The organism is Kitasatospora sp. NPDC056783 (genome assembly GCF_042789895.1).
Classification (GTDB): domain Bacteria; phylum Actinomycetota; class Actinomycetes; order Streptomycetales; family Streptomycetaceae; genus Kitasatospora.
Window position 1 is genome coordinate 1 of the sequence record NZ_JBHUAF010000118.1, and the last position, 21,240, is coordinate 21,240.

18 protein-coding genes and 1 pseudogene are annotated in these 21,240 nt (G+C 72.1%); 8 read left to right on the plus strand and 11 right to left on the minus strand.

Translation table 11 applies throughout. From position 1 onward, the window contains the following. Nucleotides 1–120: 120 nt before the first annotated feature. From ACFRMQ_RS18740 to ACFRMQ_RS18755, 4 genes are all read right to left on the minus strand, one after another. Nucleotides 121–2,145, minus strand: a complete 2,025-nt coding sequence (locus tag ACFRMQ_RS18740) for a flotillin family protein (protein ID WP_380731578.1) — start codon at nucleotides 2,143–2,145, stop codon at nucleotides 121–123. Between the two features lie 69 nt (nucleotides 2,146–2,214). After that, entirely contained in the window at nucleotides 2,215–2,925 is a 711-nt protein-coding gene (locus ACFRMQ_RS18745) for a hypothetical protein (protein WP_380731596.1), read from the minus strand. A 348-nt stretch (nucleotides 2,926–3,273) separates the two neighbouring features. Further along, a complete protein-coding gene (locus ACFRMQ_RS18750) occupies nucleotides 3,274–4,389 on the minus strand; it encodes a PucR family transcriptional regulator (protein WP_380731579.1) in 1,116 nt (371 codons plus the stop codon). A 78-nt stretch (nucleotides 4,390–4,467) separates the two neighbouring features. Next, entirely contained in the window at nucleotides 4,468–5,289 is an 822-nt protein-coding gene (locus ACFRMQ_RS18755) for a GntR family transcriptional regulator (RefSeq protein ID WP_380731580.1), read from the minus strand. A gap of 192 nt (nucleotides 5,290–5,481) precedes the next feature. On the opposite strand from ACFRMQ_RS18755, the gene ACFRMQ_RS18760 reads away from it, so the two are divergent. Beyond that, the gene (locus ACFRMQ_RS18760) at nucleotides 5,482–6,252 is read left to right on the plus strand and encodes a tyrosine-protein phosphatase (protein WP_380731581.1); all 771 of its coding nucleotides are present in this window, start codon (nucleotides 5,482–5,484) and stop codon (nucleotides 6,250–6,252) included. A gap of 81 nt (nucleotides 6,253–6,333) precedes the next feature. Next, nucleotides 6,334–6,867 (plus strand): annotated as a pseudogene (locus ACFRMQ_RS18765) (NUDIX hydrolase); the annotation flags it as partial. Nucleotides 6,868–6,899: 32 nt separating this feature from the next. Here ACFRMQ_RS18765 and ACFRMQ_RS18770 read toward each other — a convergent pair. Further along, a complete protein-coding gene (locus ACFRMQ_RS18770) occupies nucleotides 6,900–8,000 on the minus strand; it encodes an XRE family transcriptional regulator (protein ID WP_380731583.1) in 1,101 nt (366 codons plus the stop codon). Between the two features lie 291 nt (nucleotides 8,001–8,291). On the opposite strand from ACFRMQ_RS18770, the gene ACFRMQ_RS18775 reads away from it, so the two are divergent. The 3 genes from ACFRMQ_RS18775 (at nucleotide 8,292) to ACFRMQ_RS18785 (ending at nucleotide 11,620) form a co-directional block, all read left to right on the plus strand. Beyond that, complete coding sequence (locus ACFRMQ_RS18775) at nucleotides 8,292–9,803, plus strand: pyridoxal phosphate-dependent decarboxylase family protein (protein ID WP_380731584.1); 1,512 nt, start codon at nucleotides 8,292–8,294, stop codon at nucleotides 9,801–9,803. An 84-nt stretch (nucleotides 9,804–9,887) separates the two neighbouring features. Beyond that, nucleotides 9,888–10,823: a methyltransferase domain-containing protein gene (locus tag ACFRMQ_RS18780; RefSeq protein WP_380731585.1), complete on the plus strand. Its 936-nt coding sequence runs from the start codon at nucleotides 9,888–9,890 to the stop codon at nucleotides 10,821–10,823. Beyond that, nucleotides 10,820–11,620 carry a hypothetical protein gene (locus tag ACFRMQ_RS18785; protein ID WP_380731586.1) on the plus strand — a complete coding sequence of 267 codons (801 nt, stop codon included), beginning with the start codon at nucleotides 10,820–10,822 and terminating at the stop codon, nucleotides 11,618–11,620. Before ACFRMQ_RS18780 ends, ACFRMQ_RS18785 begins: the two co-directional genes overlap by 4 nt. Before the next feature lie 25 nt (nucleotides 11,621–11,645). Here ACFRMQ_RS18785 and argS read toward each other — a convergent pair whose 3' ends face one another. Beyond that, nucleotides 11,646–13,397 carry an arginine--tRNA ligase gene (gene argS, locus ACFRMQ_RS18790; protein WP_380731587.1) on the minus strand — a complete coding sequence of 584 codons (1,752 nt, stop codon included), beginning with the start codon at nucleotides 13,395–13,397 and terminating at the stop codon, nucleotides 11,646–11,648. Between the two features lie 319 nt (nucleotides 13,398–13,716). On the opposite strand from argS, the gene ACFRMQ_RS18795 reads away from it, so the two are divergent. After that, complete coding sequence (locus tag ACFRMQ_RS18795) at nucleotides 13,717–14,055, plus strand: HIT family protein (protein WP_380731588.1); 339 nt, start codon at nucleotides 13,717–13,719, stop codon at nucleotides 14,053–14,055. A 32-nt stretch (nucleotides 14,056–14,087) separates the two neighbouring features. On the opposite strand, the gene ACFRMQ_RS18800 is transcribed toward ACFRMQ_RS18795, so the two are convergent. Together ACFRMQ_RS18800 and ACFRMQ_RS18805 are read right to left on the minus strand one after the other, a co-directional pair. Beyond that, a complete protein-coding gene (locus ACFRMQ_RS18800) occupies nucleotides 14,088–14,924 on the minus strand; it encodes an ABC transporter permease (protein WP_380731589.1) in 837 nt (278 codons plus the stop codon). Next, nucleotides 14,921–15,832: an ABC transporter ATP-binding protein gene (locus tag ACFRMQ_RS18805; protein ID WP_380731591.1), complete on the minus strand. Its 912-nt coding sequence runs from the start codon at nucleotides 15,830–15,832 to the stop codon at nucleotides 14,921–14,923. Before ACFRMQ_RS18805 ends, ACFRMQ_RS18800 begins: the two co-directional genes overlap by 4 nt. A gap of 132 nt (nucleotides 15,833–15,964) precedes the next feature. On the opposite strand from ACFRMQ_RS18805, the gene ACFRMQ_RS18810 reads away from it, so the two are divergent. Both ACFRMQ_RS18810 and ACFRMQ_RS18815 read left to right on the plus strand, forming a co-directional pair. Beyond that, nucleotides 15,965–17,167: a sensor histidine kinase gene (locus tag ACFRMQ_RS18810; protein ID WP_380731592.1), complete on the plus strand. Its 1,203-nt coding sequence runs from the start codon at nucleotides 15,965–15,967 to the stop codon at nucleotides 17,165–17,167. Further along, a complete protein-coding gene (locus ACFRMQ_RS18815; protein ID WP_380731593.1) occupies nucleotides 17,164–17,823 on the plus strand; it encodes a response regulator in 660 nt (219 codons plus the stop codon). Before ACFRMQ_RS18810 ends, ACFRMQ_RS18815 begins: the two co-directional genes overlap by 4 nt. 110 nt (nucleotides 17,824–17,933) lie before the next feature. On the opposite strand, the gene ACFRMQ_RS18820 is transcribed toward ACFRMQ_RS18815, so the two are convergent. The 3 genes from ACFRMQ_RS18820 to ACFRMQ_RS18830 form a co-directional block, all read right to left on the minus strand. Beyond that, a complete protein-coding gene (locus tag ACFRMQ_RS18820) occupies nucleotides 17,934–19,037 on the minus strand; it encodes a hypothetical protein (protein WP_380731594.1) in 1,104 nt (367 codons plus the stop codon). A 366-nt stretch (nucleotides 19,038–19,403) separates the two neighbouring features. Continuing rightward, nucleotides 19,404–19,991: a hypothetical protein gene (locus tag ACFRMQ_RS18825; RefSeq protein WP_380731595.1), complete on the minus strand. Its 588-nt coding sequence runs from the start codon at nucleotides 19,989–19,991 to the stop codon at nucleotides 19,404–19,406. 138 nt (nucleotides 19,992–20,129) lie between these two features. Next, nucleotides 20,130–21,149: an N-acetylglucosamine kinase gene (locus ACFRMQ_RS18830; RefSeq protein ID WP_380731597.1), complete on the minus strand. Its 1,020-nt coding sequence runs from the start codon at nucleotides 21,147–21,149 to the stop codon at nucleotides 20,130–20,132. Nucleotides 21,150–21,240: the final 91 nt, after the last annotated feature.

Genomic DNA, 21,240 nt, shown 5'->3' on the forward strand with positions numbered 1-21,240 from the left:
GCGCAGGACCTCGTAGGTTCCGGCGTCGAGCCGGGCGTCGAGGGCGTCCACGGTCACGGTTGCTTCCTCAGGTGCTCAGCGGATTCAGGTGCTCAGCGGATCGTTTCGGACGGCCGTGGGCTACTTGGAGCCGTTGACCGAAGCGCCGGCCAGCGCCCCGATCGGGGTCTCCGCGATGCCCAGCTGCCGCGCCGACTCCAGCAGCTGGCGCAGCGGGGCGGCCTGGCCGCCGTTGCCCGAGCCGATCATCCTCATCAGCAGCGCGGACACCGTCAGGTTCTGCACGTCCGCGGTGGAGACCGAGGAGAGCACCTTGGTCAGGTCCTCGGTGAAGTCGGCCCGGCCGTCCAGCCAGGGCCCGGCCAGGGTCTGCGCGGTCCGCGAGTGGCCGACGAAGGCGTCCACGCTCTTGCCGGCCGTCACCGACTGGACCAGCTTGTCGAAGAACACCGAGTCCCCGCCGACGATGTCGATCTTCGCCTTCTCCAGCCCGGCCGCGACCAGGGCGGCCTGGGCCTCGGCGATCTGCCGCTGGGTGTCCAGCCCGGCCAGCCGGACGTCCTTCTCGGCGGCCAGCCGCAGCCGGTACTCCTCGTGCCCGCGCGAGGCCTCGTCCAGCTTGGCCATCGCCGCGGCCTTCTCGGTGAGGCCCTCGGCCTCGGCCTTCAGCTTGGCGCCGACCTCCAGCGCGGTGGCCTTGGCCTTCTCGGTCTGGACGACGGCCTCGGCGAGACCGACCTTCTCCACCGCCGCGGCCTCCTGCTCCCGCACCTGGACCCTGGCCAGGCCCTCGGCGGCGGCCTCCGCCCGGATGCCCTCGGCCATCCGGATCTTGGCGGCCGCGTCCAGCTCGGCGGCCCGCTGCCGGGCCTCGGCCAGCACCAGCGCCTCGCGGGCCTTGTGCGAGGCGGCCTGCTCGGCGGCCTCCGCGGCCTTGATGTCCTTGACGAGCTTCTCCTGCGCCTCGGCCTCGGCCTGGATGACGACGGCCTTGCGGACGCGCTCGGCCTCCTCGGTGGCGCGCAGGGTCTTGACGGCCTCCTCCTGCTCGGCGACGGTGCGGTCCACCGCGACCCGCTCGCGGACCACGTCGGCGACCTCGCGCTTGGCGGACTCGACCTCCTTCGCCTTGGCGATCGTGGCGAGTTCGGTCTCCCGCTCGCGGCCGACGACCTCCAGCAGGCGGTCCTTCTCGATCCGCTCGTTCTCCACCGCGATGACCCGCTCGCGGTTCTTCTGCGCCACCGCGACCTCGCGGGCCTGGTTCTCCCGCTGCACCCCGAGCAGCTCCTCGGTGCGCAGGAAGGCGGTCTGGGCGTTCAGCCGCTCCTCCTCCTGCACCCGGGCGATCACCGCGTCCTCCTTGGCCCGCAGCGTCTCGATCTCGCGGCGCTGGCGGATCTCGGCGTCGGCCTGGCGGCGCTCCAGCTCCAGGACGGCCTCCCGGGCGTCCACGTTCTGCCGGGTGATCTCCTTCTGCTCGTTGCGCTGGTACTCGTTGGTGCGCACGTGCTCGATCGCGGTCAGCTCGGTGATCTTGCGGATGCCCTGGGCGTCGAGGATGTTGTCGGAGTCCAGCTGGCTCATCGGGGTCTGTTCCAGGTGGTCGATGGCCGCGTCCTCCAGCGTGTAGCCGTTGAGGTCGGTGCCGATGACCGCGATGATCTGGTCCCGGAACTCGTGCCGGTGGGTGTACAGGTCGGTGAAGTCCAGCTGCTTGCCGACGGTCTTGAGCGCCTCGGCGAACTTGACGGCGAAGAACTCCTGGATCGCCTGAGGGTCGCTGGCCCGGGCGGTGCCGATCGACTGGGCGACCTTGATGACGTCCTCGACGGTCTTGTTGACCCGGACGAAGAACGAGATCCGGATGTCCGCGCGGATGTTGTCCCGGCAGATCAGGCCGTCCCGGCCGGCCCGGTGGATCTCCACCGTCTTCGCGGTGATGTCCATCAACTCGGCCTTGTGGAGCACCGGGAGGACGACCGCGCCGGTGAAGGTCACGTCCACCTTCTTCGTCCGGGAGACGATCAGGGCCTTGCCCTGTTCGACCTTCTGGAACAGGCGGCCCACGAACAGCAGCAGGGCGAGCACGATGAGCAGCACGACGGCGACGAGCACGCCGAAACCCACGGCGATGGTGTCCATCACGGAGTCCTTTGACGAGATGGCGAGTTGGTGCGAAGAGAAAATCGGTGAGAGGACGACGAAGGCGTGTCAGCGACGTTCGTACGGCGGGTCGAAGGGCGCCACGAGGAAGTGCTCGCCCTCGGCGTCGTAGTCGAAGATCAGGGCGGTCCGGCCGGCCGTCAGGCCCGGTTCCGGCTCCGCCGTGCGGACCTGGACGATCGCGGTGGAGCCGTCCTCCGCGGTGACCTCGGCCTGGCCGAAGCCGGCCGTCACCCGGCCGGTGCGGATCACGCAGACCCGGCCGACGAAGTCCCCCCGGGTGGCCGGCCGGTCCTGCGGGAACAGCCGCGACAGCGGCCGGACGAGCACCCTGGTGCCCGCCCAGGAGGCGACCAGCGCGACGACGAACACGCCGCCGCGCGCCGGTGCCCCCGAGGTGAGGACGGTGCCGGACAGGCTGACGAACCAGGCGAGCGCGACCAGCAGCGACACCGCCACCGTCACGGGCACCCCGCCCAGCCCCAGCGCGTCCAGCACTCCTCCGTGGTGGTCGCCCTCGTGCGGGTCGGACCCCCCGTGCGCACCGTGCCCCCCGGCACCGTGCCCCGCGTCCCCGGCATGCCCCCCGTGCCCGACGTCCGCATGGTGCCCGCCGCCGTGCCCCCCGTGCACGGCGCCGGGTACCAGGCCGCCGAGCAGCATGAGCAACCAGTAACCGACCACCACCACCAGCGCGAAGCTGAACACCGCCGTCGGAAAGGCCAGCGCGGCCGTGATGAAACCCCCCGTTCCGGCCACGCTCACCCGCCTCTCCTCAGGCGCCGCACTTCGGCGCCGGGAAGATCATGACAGTCGGTGAGCCCGTCGCACATTGCCAGGATCCGGCAATCTTTACGCCGCTTTGACACCCTGGTGCGGACCGCCCGCATGACATTGCGACAACCGGGCCACAAGACGGTCGCCGGTTCGCCTCGGCGGGTCCGGGCGGCGGCGTACGCGTGCAGGATTCGGCAACGGCCGGTCGTGGACGGACGGATCCGGCGGGCGGTGGCCTCCGGGGGTGCCGTAGCGGGTTCCGGGCGGCGGCGCCAGAGGGCGGTTCCGGCCACGCCGGCGGAGCGGCCCGACGGCCGGACGGTCGGATGGTCAGATGGGCTGTTCCGGCCAGTTCAGCAGTCGCGCCCCCATGGCCGCCGTCTCCAGGGTGAAGCGCTGGAGCGCGTCCGCCGGGTCGTACCCGGTGAGCGCCTTGATCCGCTCCAGCCGGTAGCTCAGGGTGCGCACGCTCAGCCCCAGCCGGCGCGCGGCCTCCGCGTTCACGTACGCGGCCTCCGCCTGCACCGCGATGGTGTCCAGCAGCGGACGGGCGCCACCACGCGCCTCGGTCAGCGGGCCGAGCACGGTGCGCACCAGGTCGGCCATGGCCGACCGGTCCCGCATCAGCACCGGGAAGACCAGCAGCTCCTCCGCCTTCAGCTGCCGGGCGGGCAGGTTCAGGCGGTGCGCGTAGTCCAGCGCGCCCAGCGCCTCCTCGTAACTGCGCGGCACCCCGTTCGGCCCCGAGTGGCGACGGCCGGTGGCCACCCGCCGCACCGGGCGGTAGCCGGGGCCGGGCCGCAGGGTCAGCTCGGCGAAGGCCTCCAGCACCGCCAGCTCGGAGTCCGGGGCGATGCACACCAGCCGGCCGTCCTTGCTGGCCAGCAGCACGTCCCGCTCGCCGAACCGCCCGGCCAGCTCCCGCTCCACCCGGTGCACCAGCGGGTGCACGTCCGCGAACGGCGCGTCGCCGACCGCGACCGCCACCGTGTACCCGCCCGCCAGCCGCAGCCCGAACCGCTCCGCGCGCTCGGCGAGCAGCCCGAGGTCGCTGCGGCCGAACAGCAGGTCGTCGATGAACTCCCGCCGGGCGGCCTCCTCCTGACGGACCGCCAGGCGCTGGGCGCGCTCATGGCCATCGCCCAGCGCGGCCAGCGCGGCATCGGTGGCGGCCAGCACCGCGTCGCCCGTCCGGCGCAGTTCGCCGACACTGGTCGCGGCGGTCGTCCCGGGCAGGGTCTGCCAGGCCCGCCGGGCCGCGGCCAGACAGTGCGACACCACCTCGCGCAGCCCGAACCCGGCCTCGGCGCAGTGCTCGCCGAGCTTGCGCAGGCGTTCCAGCTCCTCGCGGCGCGGCAGCCGGCCGGTGCGGGAGACGTCGGCGAGCAGGGTGAGGTAGACCTCGGCCAGCTCGGTGGGTATGTCGTAGTCGGTCCCGTCGGTCAACGTGTCCTGCCAGCCCCTGTGCGCCCCGGTGTTCCGGCGCCGAATGTACCAAGGCCGGTACGGCCGGCGGACGGCGTCCTACCGGTCGCGGAAGTGCAGGACGAAGCGCGCGCTGCTGCCGTCGATCCGCCGCCGTACGTACAGCGCCGGGGAACCGTCGGGGGTGCAGCTGACCCCCTCGCGCACCAGCAGCGCGGTGCCCGGCGGGACGCCCAGCAGTTCGGCGTCCGCGAGGTCGGCGCCGACCGCGCCGAAGGCCCGCCAGTCGTACTCCAGCTCCACCCCGGCGGTCCGCGCCAGGTCCAGCACCAGGTTGCCGGGGCGGCCCGGCCGGAGCAGTTCGGCGGGCAGCGGCCCGAACGGCACCCAGTAGCTGCACGCCGCCCGGGCCCGGCCGTCCAGCCGGATCACCGAGTCCACCCGGGACAGCTCCCGCGGCTCGCGGCCCAGCTGGTGGGCGGCCTCGGCGTCCTGGGCCGAGCCGGTGACGGGCGGGGCGGCCACCACGAACTCGCCGTCGCCCGGCTCGCCGTCCGTCCCCCCGTGCCCGCCGGGCAGCGCGGTGTGCACGCTGCCGAGGTCGAAGCGCTGGCTGCGCGGGTCCACGGCGATCGAGACCCGGACGGCGGGCGGGCGGACGAAGGTGCCCACGCCCCGGCGGATCTCCACCACGGCGGCCCGCTCCAGCTCCGCCACCGCCTGCCGCACGGTCAGCCGGTTCACGCCGAACTCGGCGCTCAGCTCGGACTCGCTCGGCAGCCGGGCGCCGGCCGGGTAGGCGCCGGCGTCGACGCGCTCCTGGAGCCGGCGGGCCAGGCGGCGGTACAGCGGGGCGTCCGGCGGGGTCGGGGGGTGGGGGGCGTCCGGCGGGGTCGGGGGGTGCGGGGGGTTCGTCGCCACGGGCCGATCCTACGGAGCCGGTGCCGGCGCCCCGGGTCGCCGTCGCCGGGCGATGGGAGTGGGATGGAAGGATGCACCCGCCGTGGCTTGCCCGAGGACCCCGGGAGGCGTTACACATCTAGACGTCTAGATGTCTCCGCCCTCCGGACTCCCCTCTCGTCCCGGGTGCGGCCCCACCGAAAGGCCTCCCGCATGTCCCTGGTCAACTTCCGCGACGCCGCCGCCCTCGGCGACCCCGAAGGCCGTCGGATCCGCCCCGGGGTGCTGTACCGCTCCGCCCAGCCGTTCCCGGCCGCCGACGAGGCCACCGTCGCCCAGCTGCGCGGCTGCGACATCCGCACCGTCGTGGACCTGCGCGACCCGCGCGAGACCGACCCCCGGGACTGGGCCGCCGCCGAGGCCGCCGGGATAGCCGTCGTCGCCGCCCCGGTGAACCCCGCCACCGACACCCTCACCGCGCGGATGAGCACCATGGCCACCGCCGCCGACCTCGGCGACTTCTACGTCCTGCTCGCCGAGTCCGCGCCCGAGGCGGTGGCCGTCGCCGTCGAGGCCACCGTCCGCCCCGGCGCCGTCCTGCTGCACTGTGCCGCCGGCAAGGACCGCACCGGCCTGCTGACCGCGCTCCTGCTGGACCTCCTCGACGTGCCCGCCGAGCACATCGTCGCCGACTACACCCGCACCGCCGACGCCCTCCCGCAGATCTTCGCCGGCCTCGCCGAACGCCACCGCACCGCCCTCAACGACCACACCACCACCCACACCACCTCCCGCGTCACCGACTCCCAGGGCCGCCACCTCACCATCCCCGCACCCCTGCTGGAGGCCCCGGCCGAGGCGATGTCGGTCTTCCTCGACCGCGTCCGCACCCACCACGGCGGCGCGGCCTCCTTCCTCCCCTCCTGCGGCATCCCGGCGGCCACCCTCGGCGCCTTCCGCACCAAGGCGGGCGCGGCGGCCTGAGCCGGGGCGTTGTGGTCAACTGGGGGCCGTTGCTGCTCTCGTACCGGGATGTGGACGCTGATGGGCGATCAGGCGGGCGAACTCCAACCGTGGCGGATCCACGGAGACCGATTGGTGTACGACAACCCCTGGGTGCGGCTTGCCCTGGTGGATGTCGAACCTCCGGGAGTCCCGAGGTTCGAACATCACGTGGTCAGGCTGAAGCGCGTGGCCATAGCGGCGGTCCTTGACTCGGAGGAGCGCGTGCTGATGCTGTGGCGGTACCGCTTCGTGCCGGACTCCTGGGGCTGGGAGCTTCCCGGCGGCATCGTCGATTCCGGAGAGGACGGCTGCCAGGCCGCGCTACGCGAGGTGGAGGAGGAGACCGGGTGGCGGCCGAACGGTCTCGACCACGTGGTGACGTTCCAGCCGATGGTCGGGATGGTGGATTCTCCCCACGAGGTCTTCGTCGGCGAGGGAGCGGCCTTGGTGGGCGAACCCGAGGAGGGCGAGGAGGCCGGACTGGTGTCGTGGGTGCCGCTGGCCGAGGTTCCAGGGCTCATGGCGGAGGGGAAACTGATGGGCTCCGGCACCTTGGTGGCGCTCCTCCATATCCTGGCTTCCCGGAAGCGGTAGCTCGATCTCCGGCCGGACCTCCGCCGCTGCTCTCAGAAGTCGGCGCCCAATCTGTCGACGCGAGCCCGATGACGGGTGGATCCCGTGCGGTTGGCGAGTAGCCGGGCCTGCCGAAGGTGGTTCACGGCCTGGTCTCGTTCCTCGCGTGCGAGATGGGCCTGCGCGAGGTCGCAGTGCAGACCTGCCCTGGCCCGGGTGAACGTCGCGTCCATCCCCGCGAGCGCGGCGTACAGATCATTCATCGCGTTGTCGTCGCCGAGCCGGGCCAGCACATTGCCGCGCCACCGGGTGAGGTGGTTGCCGTTGAGGAAGATGCTCAGCATGTCGGGATCCCGGTCGGTGTCCCCGGACGGGAGGGCGCCGGCCGCTCGGTCCAGTGAGCGGCGGCAGTCGTCGGGACGACCGGCCTGAGCGAGGAGCTCGGCTTCGGCGGCGTGCAGCCACGCCAGCAAACGCGGCGACGCCTTGCCGCCGACTGTCCGGTGCGCCTCCTGCGCGAGCTGCACGGCCAGGTCCGGCTTGCCGGCCGAGGACAGGACGTAGGCCTGCTCTGCCATGGCGTGAGCCAGGTACATCGGCTCCTTCGCCTCGGCGGCGGCCCGCTTGCCCAGCTCGTAGTGCCGCCAGGCCCGCTCGGTCGCGCCCACGTCGAGTGCCTGCCATGCACCGAGCGTGGCTGCCCCGGCAAGCGCTCGCGCAATCGGTTCCCGGGTGCTCGGCAGCACGGCGAAGGTCAGGGACTCCTCCAGGGCCGCCAGATGGGCCTGCATCTGGTCCACCAGGGCGGGAGCGCCCATCTGGCGGTCGACAGTGCGCAGCAGTTCGGTCTGGGCCATGAACGTGTCGACCATGCCGAGACTCAGGTTGTGTGACGAGTCGATGCGGTCGACCAGTTCGTCGTAGCCGGCGACGACAGACCCGACCGATGTCGTGCGGTCGAGGAGTTCACGATCGGTGAGCCCGAGGAGGGCGCGAAGAACGGACGCGTACAGCGGGCCGATCGGGCGCCGGCCGTTCTCCCACTCCGACACGTAGACGCGCAGGCTCGGAGTCGAAGCCACGTCGAGTCTGCGCTGCCGGGCGTATCGCTCGATCTCGTGGACGAGCCGCTCCTGAGACCAGCCGTGTTCCATGCGCGAGCGCCTGAGAGGAGCTGACACCATCGTCCCCATCCTGAGATCGCGCCGCCAGCCGGAGCCGCACCTCGGGCACATCGGAGCGGGTGGGCCGGGGTTAACCCCGTGACGTTAAGTCCCGTTGTCTACCGGTCAGGCCACCGGTCGACTCTCATGGTTCCCACGCTAGTTGCCGTGCCCCTCGCCCGGGGAGGATTTCGCCCCGAATTGAGCGGTTGGCGGCAGCGCGACGTGCTCTGCCCGGCCGTCGGCGCACGGGCATGTGATGTTGCACCACCGGAGGAACCGATGACCACACCGCCTGTTCCGGACCAGCCACCGCTTCATGTCACTGCTGAGCGGCGGGAGGAACTGCTCAGCCTGTTCACCCGCCTCGTCGGTCTGGGCCTCGACTTCAAGCTCCAGGACTCCGTATTCCGGGTACGTCGCCGGCCGTTCGAGCTGCGAGACGTGCTCCTCGCCCCGCTGCCCGAGGACGGCAGCCCGCTGGAGGCGGTTCTCGATGAGTTCGTCCGGGACGTGCTGCCCGATTGCAAGAACGAGAGCAGCCCTTTCTTCCTCGGCTTCGGAGACACGGGGGATGACGTGGCGGCGCTCTGCGGAGGCCTGCTCTCCCTGTTCACCCAGCAGAACCTGATCAACCAGAGCTTCGACTCCCCGAGCGGCACCTTCGTCGAGATCACAGTGCTGCGTTGGCTGCGCGAGTTGCTCGGATACGACAACTCCCCGGTGGAGAGGACCGAGTCGATCTGGGACGTCGGCGGGTGCGTCACCCACGGTGGCACGCTCAGTAACACCATCGCGATGATGCTCGCGAGGGAGTACTGGGCACCGGGCACCATGGAGTGTGGGGTCGCCGGCCCTTCCAAGCCGTCCATCGTGGTGCCGCGAGGGATCGGCCACTACAGCGTCAAGAGCGCGATGGCGTGGATCGGCTGCGGCTCCCGCCTCGTGGAGGTCGACACCGTCGACTTCCGTTACGACCTACAGGCACTGGAACGCACGCTCCGCGAGGAGGCCGGCTCGGTGATGGCAGTCGTCGCGTACGCCGGCGACAGCCGAACCCACACCATCGAGAACCTCCGCGGGGTGCACGACGTGGCGCGCTCGGCCGACGAGGGCGCCTGGTTGCACGCGGACGCGTGCTGGGGCCTCGCGTGTGCACTGACGGACAAGCTCAGCCACAAGATCGACGGAATCGGCGGCTTCGACAGCATCACGGTGGACCCGCACAAGGTCATGGGCATCCCGTACGCCCTCAGTGCGCTGCTGGTACGCGACCCGGCACACATGAGGATGGTCGCCAGCTACTCGGACCTGATCATGCAGGAGGATTTCGCGACGGGGCAGACCACGCCCTTCATCGGGTCGAAGGCGTGGATGTCGCTCAAGCTCTGGATGACGGTCAAGGCGTACGGACGGTCAGGGCTCGCAGCCATGGTCGAACGAAGGTTGGACACGACGAGGCGGTTCACGGAGCTGGTGGACGCTTCGCCCAGGCTCCTGCGTCTGAACGACCCCGACCTGACGGCGGTGGCCTTCATGTATGTCCCCACCGACGTGGACCCGGTGGCCCCCGACGTCGATCGGATCAACCAGGTCAACCAGGCCATCCATGCCCGCATGCTTGCCGAAGGAGCTTGGCACCTGCACCAGTTCAGCCTTCCCGACGGGGGATTCTTCTGCCGTGGCGCGACCCTGTACCCGCTCAGGTTCATGGGCCAGAACCTGCGGATCGAGGAGCGCCACCTCATCGGTGTGCTCGACCATGTCACCGCACTCGGGCGTGACTGCGAGTAGCGCGCCCGGCCGACGGTCGTCCGTCCGCGCGTCGCTGCCCCGGTGGCGGCGCGCACTCCTCCCAGTCGAGAAGGAAGGTTCATCGTGTCCGCAGCGCACCAGTCGTTGTTCCGGGAGATCTACCAGGTCCCCGGTCTCTACGACCAGCTCCTCCTCCCTCACTACTTCGACGGTGTCGAGGACACCGAGCTCGTCCGTCGCGTGATGGAGCGTCACTACGGCCGTCCCGGCGGAGGACACGGCCTGACTGTCGCCGAACTCGGCTGCGGTACCGGCCGTGTCACGGCTTGCCTCACTCCGTACGCGCGCCGCCTGCGCGCCACCGACTACAGCCGGTCCATGATCGATACGTTCCGGGCCCGCTACCCCGAGGCCGAGGCGCTCCGGCAGGAGACCAAGCTCGCGGTCCGCCGAATGCTCGACGAAGGCCTGGCCGGCTCCTTCGACATCGTCGGTGCCTTCTGGTCGCTGAGCTACCCGCTGATGGACTTCTTCGAGGAACTGGGCGCCGCCGGCATCGTACCCAGGGTCGACCTCGCGCAGGGACGCCAGGAGGCGGGTGGTCTGGTCCGCGACATCCTCCGGCTCCTCGCGCCGGGCGGGCACTTGCTTGCCCTGTTCTTCGACTCCGAGACTCCCGAGCAGCAGTTGGTCACCAGGGCCTGGGAGAAGGTCGCGCCGTTCCCCGGAACCGGACGCGGCTACACCCGTGAGATCCTCCTGGAGGAGCTCCAGGGTGCGGAAGCGCGTGGTGAGGGCCGACTGCGCTATTCCCGGCTCGGTGGCATCGCCGTCGCGCCCAGTCCAGAGGCCGCCCGCGTGTGGTTCACCACCGTCCACATGAAGTCCCTGCCGGTGCTGATGGACGACCCGCACGTATATCGCGAAGTCAGAGCCTTCGTGGACGCCCGTACCCAGCCGTCGGGTGAGGTCTTCATCCCCACCGGTGCTTATGTGATCGACTTCTGGGCCGGCCCGGCTGGTCGTCACATTCCGCGCAGTCGGGTGGGTGCCGCATGAACGCCTACGGCTGTCAGCTCTCCCGGCCGCACGACAGAACCCCGTATGACGTCTTCGGGGCTGCGGCCGGGCTCCGTGCCGAGTACGTCGGCACCGACGGCTACGGACTGGTGTACGGGTCGCACGCCGATGGCAGCGCGCACGCTTCGTCCGACCTCGACCTCCTCTTCGTTGGTGTCGAGGCGCTGCCCTCGGAACGGCTGCAAGCGCTCACCCGCAGTGTCATCGGGCTCCATCAGCGGTACGGGCTCGGCTTGGACCATGAGGTTTCCTACACCAGTAAGCTCCACGCCACCGTGGGCGAGGTCGAGGAGGCCATTGCCCTGGGAGGTTTCACCGTCACATCGGAGGGCGAGGTGACAGTGGATCCTGTCGTCGCGGAGCCCTGGTTCCTCGACTCCCGGCCGTTCAAGCTCCGGCTGGTCCTCAACGCACTCACCGTTCCGCACGTCTTCCTGGGCGGCGACGCCACGACGTACGAGAGGCATCGCAGCCGAGCAGAGCGGTCCGTCGCCCTGCTCGCCCTGGCCCTGGCCGGCGAGGACGCGGAAGTCAGGATCCATGACGTCCTCCGTGCGCTGACGGGTGAGCCCGGCGGCGTGTGCGGTGAGGACCATCTCGGCTACGGTGAGGCGTCGGGTCGGTCCCCGGCGCTGTTCTCGTCGCTGCAACGCGGGTTGAGCCCGCTCATGGCCGACGGTGCCGTCAACACGCGGGACGGCATCGGCCTGCGGCAGGACGGCGACCAACGCCGACGGCTGGTGAGGGCGCTGCGCGAGGCCCCGGTAGGCACGTAGCCGCGCTCACCGGGGCGGCCACTCGCTACATCCGGTCCGGGGCCTGGAGGCCGAGCAGGTCCAGGCCCTGGGCCAGCGTCCGCGCGGTCAGACGGCACAGCGCCACCCGGTTCGCCCGAATGGCCGGAGTCTCCGCCTTGAGGACCGGGCAGGCGCCGTAGAAGTCCGTGAGGGCCTTCGCCAGGGAGAACAGGTATCCGCACAGCCGGTGCGGCTCCAGCTCCTGGGCGACCTCGCGAACGGTTGCGTCGAAGCCGTCCAGCAGGAGGATCAGGGTGCGCTCGGCGGGGTGCAGAGGCAGCGAGGTGTCGACCGGCTGCTCCAGAGCCTCCTTCGGGGCCTTGCCGAGGATCGTCCGGGCCCGGGCGTGGGCGTACTGCATGTAGACGCCTGTGTTGCCCTGGAGCGAGACCATCTGGGCGATGTCGAAGACGTAGTTCTTGGCGCGCGAGGTCGACAGGTCGGCGTACTTGATCGCGCCGATCCCGGCAGCCTGGATCACCCTCTCCAACGCGTCCCCGGTCAGATCGTGGGGCTTGTCGGCCATCGCCTCCCGGGCGCCCTCGACCGCCGCGTCCAGCAACTCCGAGAGCCGCACGGTGCCACCGGAGCGGGTTTTGAACGGTGTGCCGCCGGGGCCCATCACCGTGCCGAACGGCACATGGACGGCCTCGACGTCGTCGGTGAGCCAGCCGGCCCGGCGGGCGGTGGCGAAGATCATCTGGAAGTGCAGGGATTGCCGGGCGTCGACGACGTACAGGAGCCGGTTCGCTTCGAGCTTTCGGATCCGATGCCGGATGGTGGCCAGGTCGGTGGCCGCGTAGCCGTAGCCGCCGTCCTTCTTGCGGACGATCAGCGGCACCGGCTCGCCGTCCGGGCCGGTGACGTCGTCGAAGAACACGCACAGCGTGCCATCGCTGTCGACCGCGATGCCGGCCTCGACCAGTTCCTCGACGACCTCGTCCAGAAACGGGTTGTACGTCGACTCACCCGCAGAGTCCTGCTCGGTGAGCAGGACTCCAAGCCGATCGTAGAGCTGCTGGAAGGCCTGGCCGGACACCGCGACCAACTCCCGCCACACCGCCAGCGTGGCTTCGTCGCCCCCTTGAAGGGCCACCACCCGATGCCGAGCACGCTCGACGAATTCGGGATCGGCGTCGAACTTCTGCCGTGCGGCCCGGTACAGGCCGTCGAGCACAGAGACCTGCTCGCCCGCGCCGCCGCCTCGCCACTGCGCTTCCGGGTGCTCGTCGATGTACTGGATCAGCATGCCGAACTGGGTTCCCCAGTCGCCCAGGTGGTTCTGCCGGATGACGTCGCCGCCGAGGAAAGCCAGCACCCGGACCAGCGAGTCGCCGATGACGGTCGTCCGAAGGTGGCCGACGTGCATCTCCTTGGCGATGTTCGGCGCCGAGTAGTCGACGACGGTGCGGGCGCCGGCCAGGGGCAGGCCGATGCCCAGCCGGTGGTCCGCGAGCCGGGCCTCGACCTGCGCCCAGAGCTGTGAATCTGCCACCGTCAGGTTGAGGAACCCGGGGCCGGACAGGGTCGACGACACCGGGCCGCCGGCCAGCTCGCCCTGGAGGGCCCGTGCGAGGTTCTGTGGCGGGAGCCCTGCCTGCTTGGCGAGGGACAGGGCGACGTTCGACTGGAAGTCGGCGTGCTCGGAGGATCGGACGAGGGGGTCTCGCTCGGACAGCTCAGGCGGCAGGGCGCGAGCCATGGCGGCCGACACGGCTTGCTCCGCAAGGCTGATCGCTGCAACTACCTCAGTCACTGGGATTCCCTCTCCGGCGCGAACGGATCATCCGCTGCCAACTCACGGGAATTGTAGAGGTGCTGACTGAGCGTGGTCGCTCTGATTTCCGGTCCGCAAGCGGTCGGCAGCGGTCTCCGGTGCGGTGCGGCCGAGGTGGCCTCGGTGCGTTCGAGGTGCGAGGCGGGCTGTCGGGAGCTATCCAAGGTTCATGAGTGCGTCAACGTGGCCGGCAGACTGGGAGGACCGGAAGGCCGGTCTCGACTGCGCCATGTGCGCCACCCGAGGGATGGCGGACAATGGCCGCGGTCGTCGGGTCCGGCATGGAGCCTTCGCGGATGTGTACCTGAACCAGGCGGTGATTCCCGGCTACACCACGGTGATCTGGAACGGTCCCCACGCCGCCGAGCCGACCCAACTCGACGAGGGCCAGGCGTTCGGATTCTTCAGCGAGATGCTCCTGGCCGCGCGGGCGGTCGAGGCCCACTTCAAGCCCGTCAAGATGAACTACGAGGTGCTGGGAAACTCCGTCCCCCACCTGCACGTCCACCTCATCCCTCGGTTCGTCGACGATCCGGCGCCAGGGGCGCCACTCCCCACGTCCTTCCTTCGGCCGGTGCGGACGGCGGATCACCGATTCCGTGCGGACGTCGAAGCTCTCCGTGGGCTACTGGCGTAACGTGCTGCCGGAGTCGGAGGCCGGACCCGCCGTCACGCGTCCCGCCGTCGCACCGCGACCGCCGTGACCGCCACCGCGACCACCGCCCAGACGCCCATGGTGATCCACGAGTCCAGCACGCTCGGCGCGTACTTCCCCATCGTGGCGCTGGAGTTGGGGTTGATGGTGAGCCGCTGCACGGTGGCCGACGGCAGGTGGGTGCCGATCTCCTTCAGCCACCGGTAGCGGTCGCCGCCGAACATCATCGGCAGGACGAACAGCAGCATCACCAGGGACACGATCGAGGCGGTGGCGTGCCGCAGCAGCGCGCCCAGCGCCATCCCGATCAGCGCGCAGACCGGCACGATCGCCGCGTAGCCGAGCACCGCGCGCAGGCAGCCGTCGTCGGCGAGGGAGAGCCCGAGGTGCCGGGAGGCCAGCATCGCGTTGACGGTCAGGAAGGAACCCGTCGACACCACGAGCCCGGCGAGCGCGGTGATCCCGCCGATCAGCACCACCTTGGCCGCGATCACGCCCCGCCGGTCCGGGACGGCGGCGAAGGTGGTGCGGATCAGGCCGGTGGTGTACTCGCCGAACACGGTGATCGCCCCGAGGCTGCCGGCCGCGATCATCATCAGGTCGCCGGCGATGCCGCCGAGGCCGTGGAACAGTGGATCGTACCTGTACGGGGGCTGTCCGGGCATGCGCGGCCGCGGGTGGTCGATGTACGTCAGGTCGGTGTGGACGGCGTTCACGTTGACGGCGATCGCCACCAGCGAGGCCAGCGCCAGCACCCAGTAGGTGGAGCGCAGCGAGCGCAGTTTGATCCACTCGGCGGCGAGCAGGTCGAGGAGCCGGGGGGCCGGCTCGGCGAGTTCGCGACGGTTCATCGGGCGTCTCCAGCCGGGTACTCGACACTGTCGGCGGTCAGGGACATGAACGCCGACTCCAGCGACGACGTCCGGGCGGCCAGTTCGTGCAGCACCACGTCGTGCCGCAGGGCGAGTTCGCCGATCCGCGCGGCGGGAAGCCCGGTGACGACCGCGAAGTCCGCTTCGGTACGGAGGACTTCGGCTCCCTCGGCCCGCAACACCGGTTCCAGTGAGGCGAGTCCGGGAGTGCGGACGGCCACCGAGGAGACCGCGTCACGGGCGGAGAACTCCGCGAGGCTCTCGTCCGCGATCAGCCGGCCGCGGCCGATCACCACCAGCCGGTCCGCGGTGTGCTCCATCTCCGCCATCATGTGGCTGGAGACGAACACCGTCCGCCCCTCGTCCGCGAGCCGCCGGAACAGCCCGCGCACCCAGAGCACGCCCTCCGGGTCCAGCCCGTTCAGCGGCTCGTCGAACAGCAGCACCGGCGGGTCGCCGAGCAGCGCGCCGGCGATGCCCAGGCGCTGCTTCATGCCCAGCGAGTAGCCGCCGATCCGCCGCCCGGCGGCCTTGCCGAGGCCCACCTCCGCCAGCACCTCGTCCACCCGTCCGAGCGGGACGCGGTTGCTCCGGGCCAGTGCCGACAGGTGCGCCCGGGCGCTGCGCCCGCCGTGCACGTCCCCCGCGTCCAGCAGGGCGCCGACGTGCCGCAGGCCGCGCGGCCGGCTCGCGAAGGGCACGCCGGCGACGGTGGCGGTGCCCTCGGTGGGGGCGTCGAGGCCCAGGATCATCCGCAGGGTGGTGGACTTGCCGGCGCCGTTGGGGCCGAGGAAGCCGGTCACCGCGCCCGGCCGGACGGTGAAGCTCAGCCCGTCGACGGCCGTGGTGGCGCCGTACCGCTTGGTCAGTCGTTCGATCTCGATCACGGGAACCACGCTGCCGGTCGGGGCCGCCGCCCGGCATCGGGCGGCGGGCCACAACCGGAGCCGCCGCACCCGCCCCCGGGATTACGCCCCCGGGCCGATGCGCCGCCGGCCGGGACGCCCTAGCATCGCGTCATGATCACCGAACCCCGTCCGCCGCTGCTCAGGCGCCTGCCCGCCGGCGTGTGGGTGGGGGCGCTCTGGACGAGCCTGGTCGTCTTCCGCTCCTTCACGCGCGAGGACGAGCTGCGCCACCTGTTCACCTACCACGGCAACCCCGAGGACATGCCGCTGCTGGTCACCGCGGTGGTCACCACGCTGGTCGCGGCGCTGCTGGTCCGGCTGCCGCTGGCGGCCATCGTGGTGGCGCTCGCGGGCGGCGTCTTCGCCCTCGGGATGTGGACCGTCCCGGAGGCCGCGGGGCTCCAGTTCCTGATCGCCGACGGGGTGGTCGGCTACTGCGCGGCCACCCGCTCCCGCTGGACCTCGCTGAGCGCCCTGGCACTGCCGCTCGCCGCCCTCACCGGGCTGCTGCTCTGGGGCGCCGTCAACGACTACCCCGTCAACCCGCTCGCCTACGGGGGCTTCGCCGCCACCGTGCTGATCGCCTGGCTGGTCGGCAACACCGCGCACCAGAGCCGCGCCCACGTCGAGGTGCTGCGCGGCCGGGCCTCCGAGCAGGCCATCACCGCCGAACGGCTGCGCATCGCCCGGGAGTTGCACGACATGGTGGCCCACAGCATCGGCATCATCGCGATCCAGGCCGGCATGGGCAGCCGGGTCATGGACACCCAGCCCGCCGAGACCCGCCGGGCCCTGGAGGCGATCGAGGCCACCAGCCGGGAGACCCTCGCCGGGCTGCGCCGGATGCTCGGCGCGCTGCGGCAGGGCGAGGGGGAGGAGGCGCCGCTCGAAGTGGCGCCGGGACTCGGCGAGTTGGACCGGCTGGCGGCGAAGACGGCGGACGCCGGGGTCCGGGTGGCGCTCACCCGGCACGGCGCGGCCCGTCCGCTGCCGGCCGAGGTGGACCTCGCCGCCTACCGGATCGTCCAGGAGGCGGTCACCAACGTGGTCAAGCACTCCGGCGCCCGGGACTGCCACGTCACCGTCGAGTACGGAACGCGGGAGGTCGCCGTCACCGTGGCCGACCCGGGCGCCGGGACGGCCCCCGGCACCCCCGGCACCGGCTACGGCCTGGCCGGCATGCGGGAGCGGGTCGCGCTGCTGCACGGTGAGTTCGGTGCCGGGCCGCGCCCCGGGGGAGGCTTCCTGGTCGCCGCCCGGCTGCCACTGCCGGAACGGGCCCCCGACGAACTCCCCCTGGAGGTGGGCGCGTGATCCGCGTCCTGCTGGTCGACGACCAGCCGCTCATCCGCACCGGCCTGCGCGTGCTGATCGCCGACGCCCCCGACCTGGAGGTGGTCGGCGAGGCCGGCGACGGAGCCGAGGCCGTCGAACTGGTCGCCCGGCTGCGCCCCGACGTCGCCGTGATGGACATCCGGATGCCGGGCACGGACGGCATCGAGGCCACCCGCCGGATCACCACCGACCCGGACCTGCCCACCCACGTCCTCGTCCTCACCACCTTCGACGACGACGACTACGTCTACGGCGCGCTGCGTGCCGGGGCGAGCGGCTTCCTGGTCAAGGACCTCGCCCTGGAGACCATCCTGGACGGCATCCGGGTGGTCGCCGCCGGGGACGCCCTGCTGGCCCCCGGCATCACCCGCCGGCTGATCGGCGAGTTCGCCGCCCGCCCGCAGGGGGCGGCGGACCGGCCCCGCAGGCCGGTCGCCGAGGCCGTCACCGAACGCGAGCGCGAGGTGCTCACCCTGGTCGGCCGGGGCCTGTCCAACGCGGAGATCGCCGGGGAGCTCACCATCAGCGTGGCCACCGCCAAGGCCCACGTCGCCCGGCTGTTCACCAAGCTCGACGCCCGCGACCGGGTCCACCTGGTCATCCAGGCCTACGAGTTCGGGCTGGTCGTACCGTAGGAGCGGGCGGACGCCGAAGCGCCGGGGCGGGCCCACCCCGGCGCTTCGGCGCATCAGGCCGTCAGACCCGTCAGACCGTCAGATCGTCAGGCGGTCAGGCAGTCAGACCGTCAGTGGACGATCGCGTGCGAGATCTGGCACCCGCTGACACCGTTCGACCAGGTGCCCTGCATCGCGAACGTGCCCGTCGCGAACGCCACGTTCTGCGAGCCGCCCGTCCCGCCGACGCCGTTCCAGGAGCACTTGTCGGCGTTCTCGTAGCCGGTGGAGTCGGTCCAGCCGCCCGCCGGGTTCTGGTCGGTGATGGTCTCCGAGTACTCGTGGCCGTACACCATGGTCACGCCGTCCAGGGTGCCCGCGCTGCCGCTGTTGACGTAGTTCTGGCCGCAGGAGGAGCCCATGTCGGTCACGTACGGGTCGTTGGTGAACGCCACGTCACCGTACGGGGAGGGGGCGGCGCCGCCGGTCAGGGTGGTGTCGCCGTTGTAGTCGTGCCAGGCGCAGAAGCCGCCGCTGGGGGTGTTGAAGCCGTCCGGGTGGGTGCCGGTCGGCGACAGCACCACGTACTGCGCGTTGCGGTTGGCGGCGGCCGTGGTGTTGCCGAAGTGCCCGGCGGCCTTCACGGCCTCGGTGGCCAGCTGGTAGCCGCTGGCCTGGCTCGGCGCGGCGGCGGACTCGTCGACCCAGACGCCGGCCAGCGCGCCGCCGGTCGGGTAGCCGACGTGGGTGGAGCCGGTCGGGCAGCTGGTCGCTCCGGTGGCCACGCCCTCGCAGTACTGGGTCATGACGCCGGACCAGGTCTCGCTGTTGGTGCCGAGGCCCTTGAACAGCTGCTGCGTCCGGACCGCCTCGCCCTTCGGGTCGCCGGAGAGCGTGGTGTAGCCGGCCGAGTTGGTGCCCTGGGTGCCCCACTGGGTGCCCCAGAAGATCAGGTAGACCTTCGGCGCGCCGGTGGTGACGCCGATGCCGTCCACGCCGCCGCCGTAGCTCAGGTTGTTGGTCGCCGCCTTGGCCGCCTGCCCGGCGTTCTCCTTGGTCGGGTGCACGCCGTGCCGGTACGGGTGGGGCTGCCCGGCGAACTCGCCGGCCGGCCGGTCGTCCTGCGCGGCCTGGGCGGCCGGAGCGGCGGCGAAGCCGGTGGCGGCCAGGGCCAGGGCGCTGAGCCCGGTCAGGGCGCGCAGCCGGAACCGGCGGGAGGTGGGGGAGATGCCCATCGTGAGGGTTCCTCTCTGGTGCCGGACGCGCCGGGGTGCGGCGCGACGGCACGGTGGGGGACGAAGGGGGACGTGCGACGACGGCAACGCGGAGGGACTGACCACCCGTCGTGAACGGTCAGTGGTGTGGGGACGGGAGGCCGGTTACCGCCGACGGCCGGAAGCAAAGCAGAGTTGTCGAAACAGGGTCAACGACGGAAAAGGTAAGACGAACCCCAACGAAGGCCCCGGCGGACGTAGTGAACGTCAAAAGGCCGCAGCTGACGCGTGGTTGACGCGCGTAGCGCAGCCGAATGCCAACAGTTGAGAGGCGCTTCTACACCGTATGCGCCGGGACGGCCCCCCGGGCGGCGGTGAACCCGCAGGTCAGGCCCCCGGGACCTCGGCGATGCGCATGATCCGGCCGTGGGAGTCCAGCACCACGTCGTAGGTGTTGCCGTGGCAGGCGGCGGGGCCGGCCGGGTCGCGCTCGGCGAGGCACTCGTCGAGGTGGTCGATCAGTTCGACGAGGGGGACGTCCTGCCCGGCGTCGGCCAGGGTGGCCGTCACTCCCGCCGCGGCGAAGCCGTAGTGGACCGGGCTGCCGGCGGGTTCGTAGCGGCCGGGGCCGCAGCTGAAGCGGGCGGGCTGGGCGGTGAGTTCGGCCGGGCCGGCGGTGACGACGACGAGGACCTCGTGGCCGGGGCGCGCGGTGGGGGAGGCGCAGTCGGGTGCGGCGGACGGGAGCGCGGCGGAGCTGGTGGACGGGCCGGCCGCGGCGGAGGACTCCTCGTCCTCGTCCTCGAACAGCACGTCATCGTCGTCCAGCAGGTCGTCCGCCCCCTCGTCGGCGCGGGCGGCGGCGGAGGCGGCCGTCACCGTCGGGCCGGAGTCGGAGGGCGTGCAGCCGGTGAGGGCGGCCGCGCCGCCGCAGGCCAACAGGGCGGCGGCGAGCAGGAGTCGGGGCGTGGCCATGGAGCGGGTCTTCCGGACGGCGTCGGACGGCGGTCACCCTCTGACACGACGGGGGACCGGTCCGTGGTTCCCGGCCCGGGGCTCCCTCCCCCGCGGGGCGTCCGGGACCAGCGGGGGAGGGAGGTCAGTGGGCGGCCGTCAGGCGGCCGCCTGACGGTCCGCCTCGTACGCCTCGCGCAGCCGGGTCTGCGCCGGGGCACCCGCCGCCAGGTGGTCGAGCCCGAGCAGCGCCGCGCCCAGCACCGGCGGCGCGACGACGACGCGCGGCTCGGCCAGCGGCGCGGCCTCGGCGAGCCGGGCCGTCACGTTGTCCAGCAGCAGCGGCTGCCGGGAGGCGAGCACGCCGCCGCCCAGCACCACCGGCGTCGGGGCGTCCAGCAGCTCCAGGCGGCCGAGCGCCACCACCGCGAGCCGGACGATCTCGTCGGCCTGGCGGTCGATCAGCTCCAGCGCCACCGCGTCCCCCTCGCGCGCGACCGCGAACAGCACCCGCACGATCTCGTGCAGCCGGGTGCCGGGCAGGTGCCCCAGGTGGACGGCCTCGGCGACGGCGCCGGCGGTCGGCAGGCCGAAGTGCTCGGCGATGGCCGCGGCGAGCCCGGTCGGCCCGCCGCGCCCGTCCTCCGCCCGGACGGCGTGCCACATGCTGCTGGCGGCCAGACCCGCGCCGCCGCCCCAGTCACCGGTGAGCTGGCCGAGGGCGGGGAAGCGGGCGGTGCGGCCGTCCGGCAGCAGTCCGACGCAGTTGATCCCGGCGCCGCAGACCACCGCGACCCCGCGCGGCCCGTCGGTGCCGGCCCGCAGCAGGCCGAAGGTGTCGTTGGCCACCGTGCTGGCGACCCCCCAGGGGTGGGACTCCAGGGCCTCGCGCAGCGCCTCCTCCTCGACCGGCAGGTCGGCGTTGGCCAGACAGGCGCTCACGTGGCTGGTGAGCACCCCGCTCCAGCCCCGGTGGCCGGCCTCGGCGGCGGCCTGCTCGACCAGCGGGGCGAGACCGGCGACCGCCGCGGCGCCGCCGATCCGGTGCGGCTCGAAGCCGCCGCCGCGGGCGCTGCCGAGGATGCTGCCGTCGGCGCCGATCAGGGCGACGTCGGTCTTGGAGTTCCCCGCGTCGATGGCGAGGACGCCGGGCAGGAGTGGTTCGGGCTGGTGGGTCATCAGGTCCCCGCGCTCGTACGTGGCCCGGGCCGTGGTCGTCGGCCGGGTGCCCGGCCGTGGTCCCGGCCGGGGAGCCCGGCCGGAGGATGCC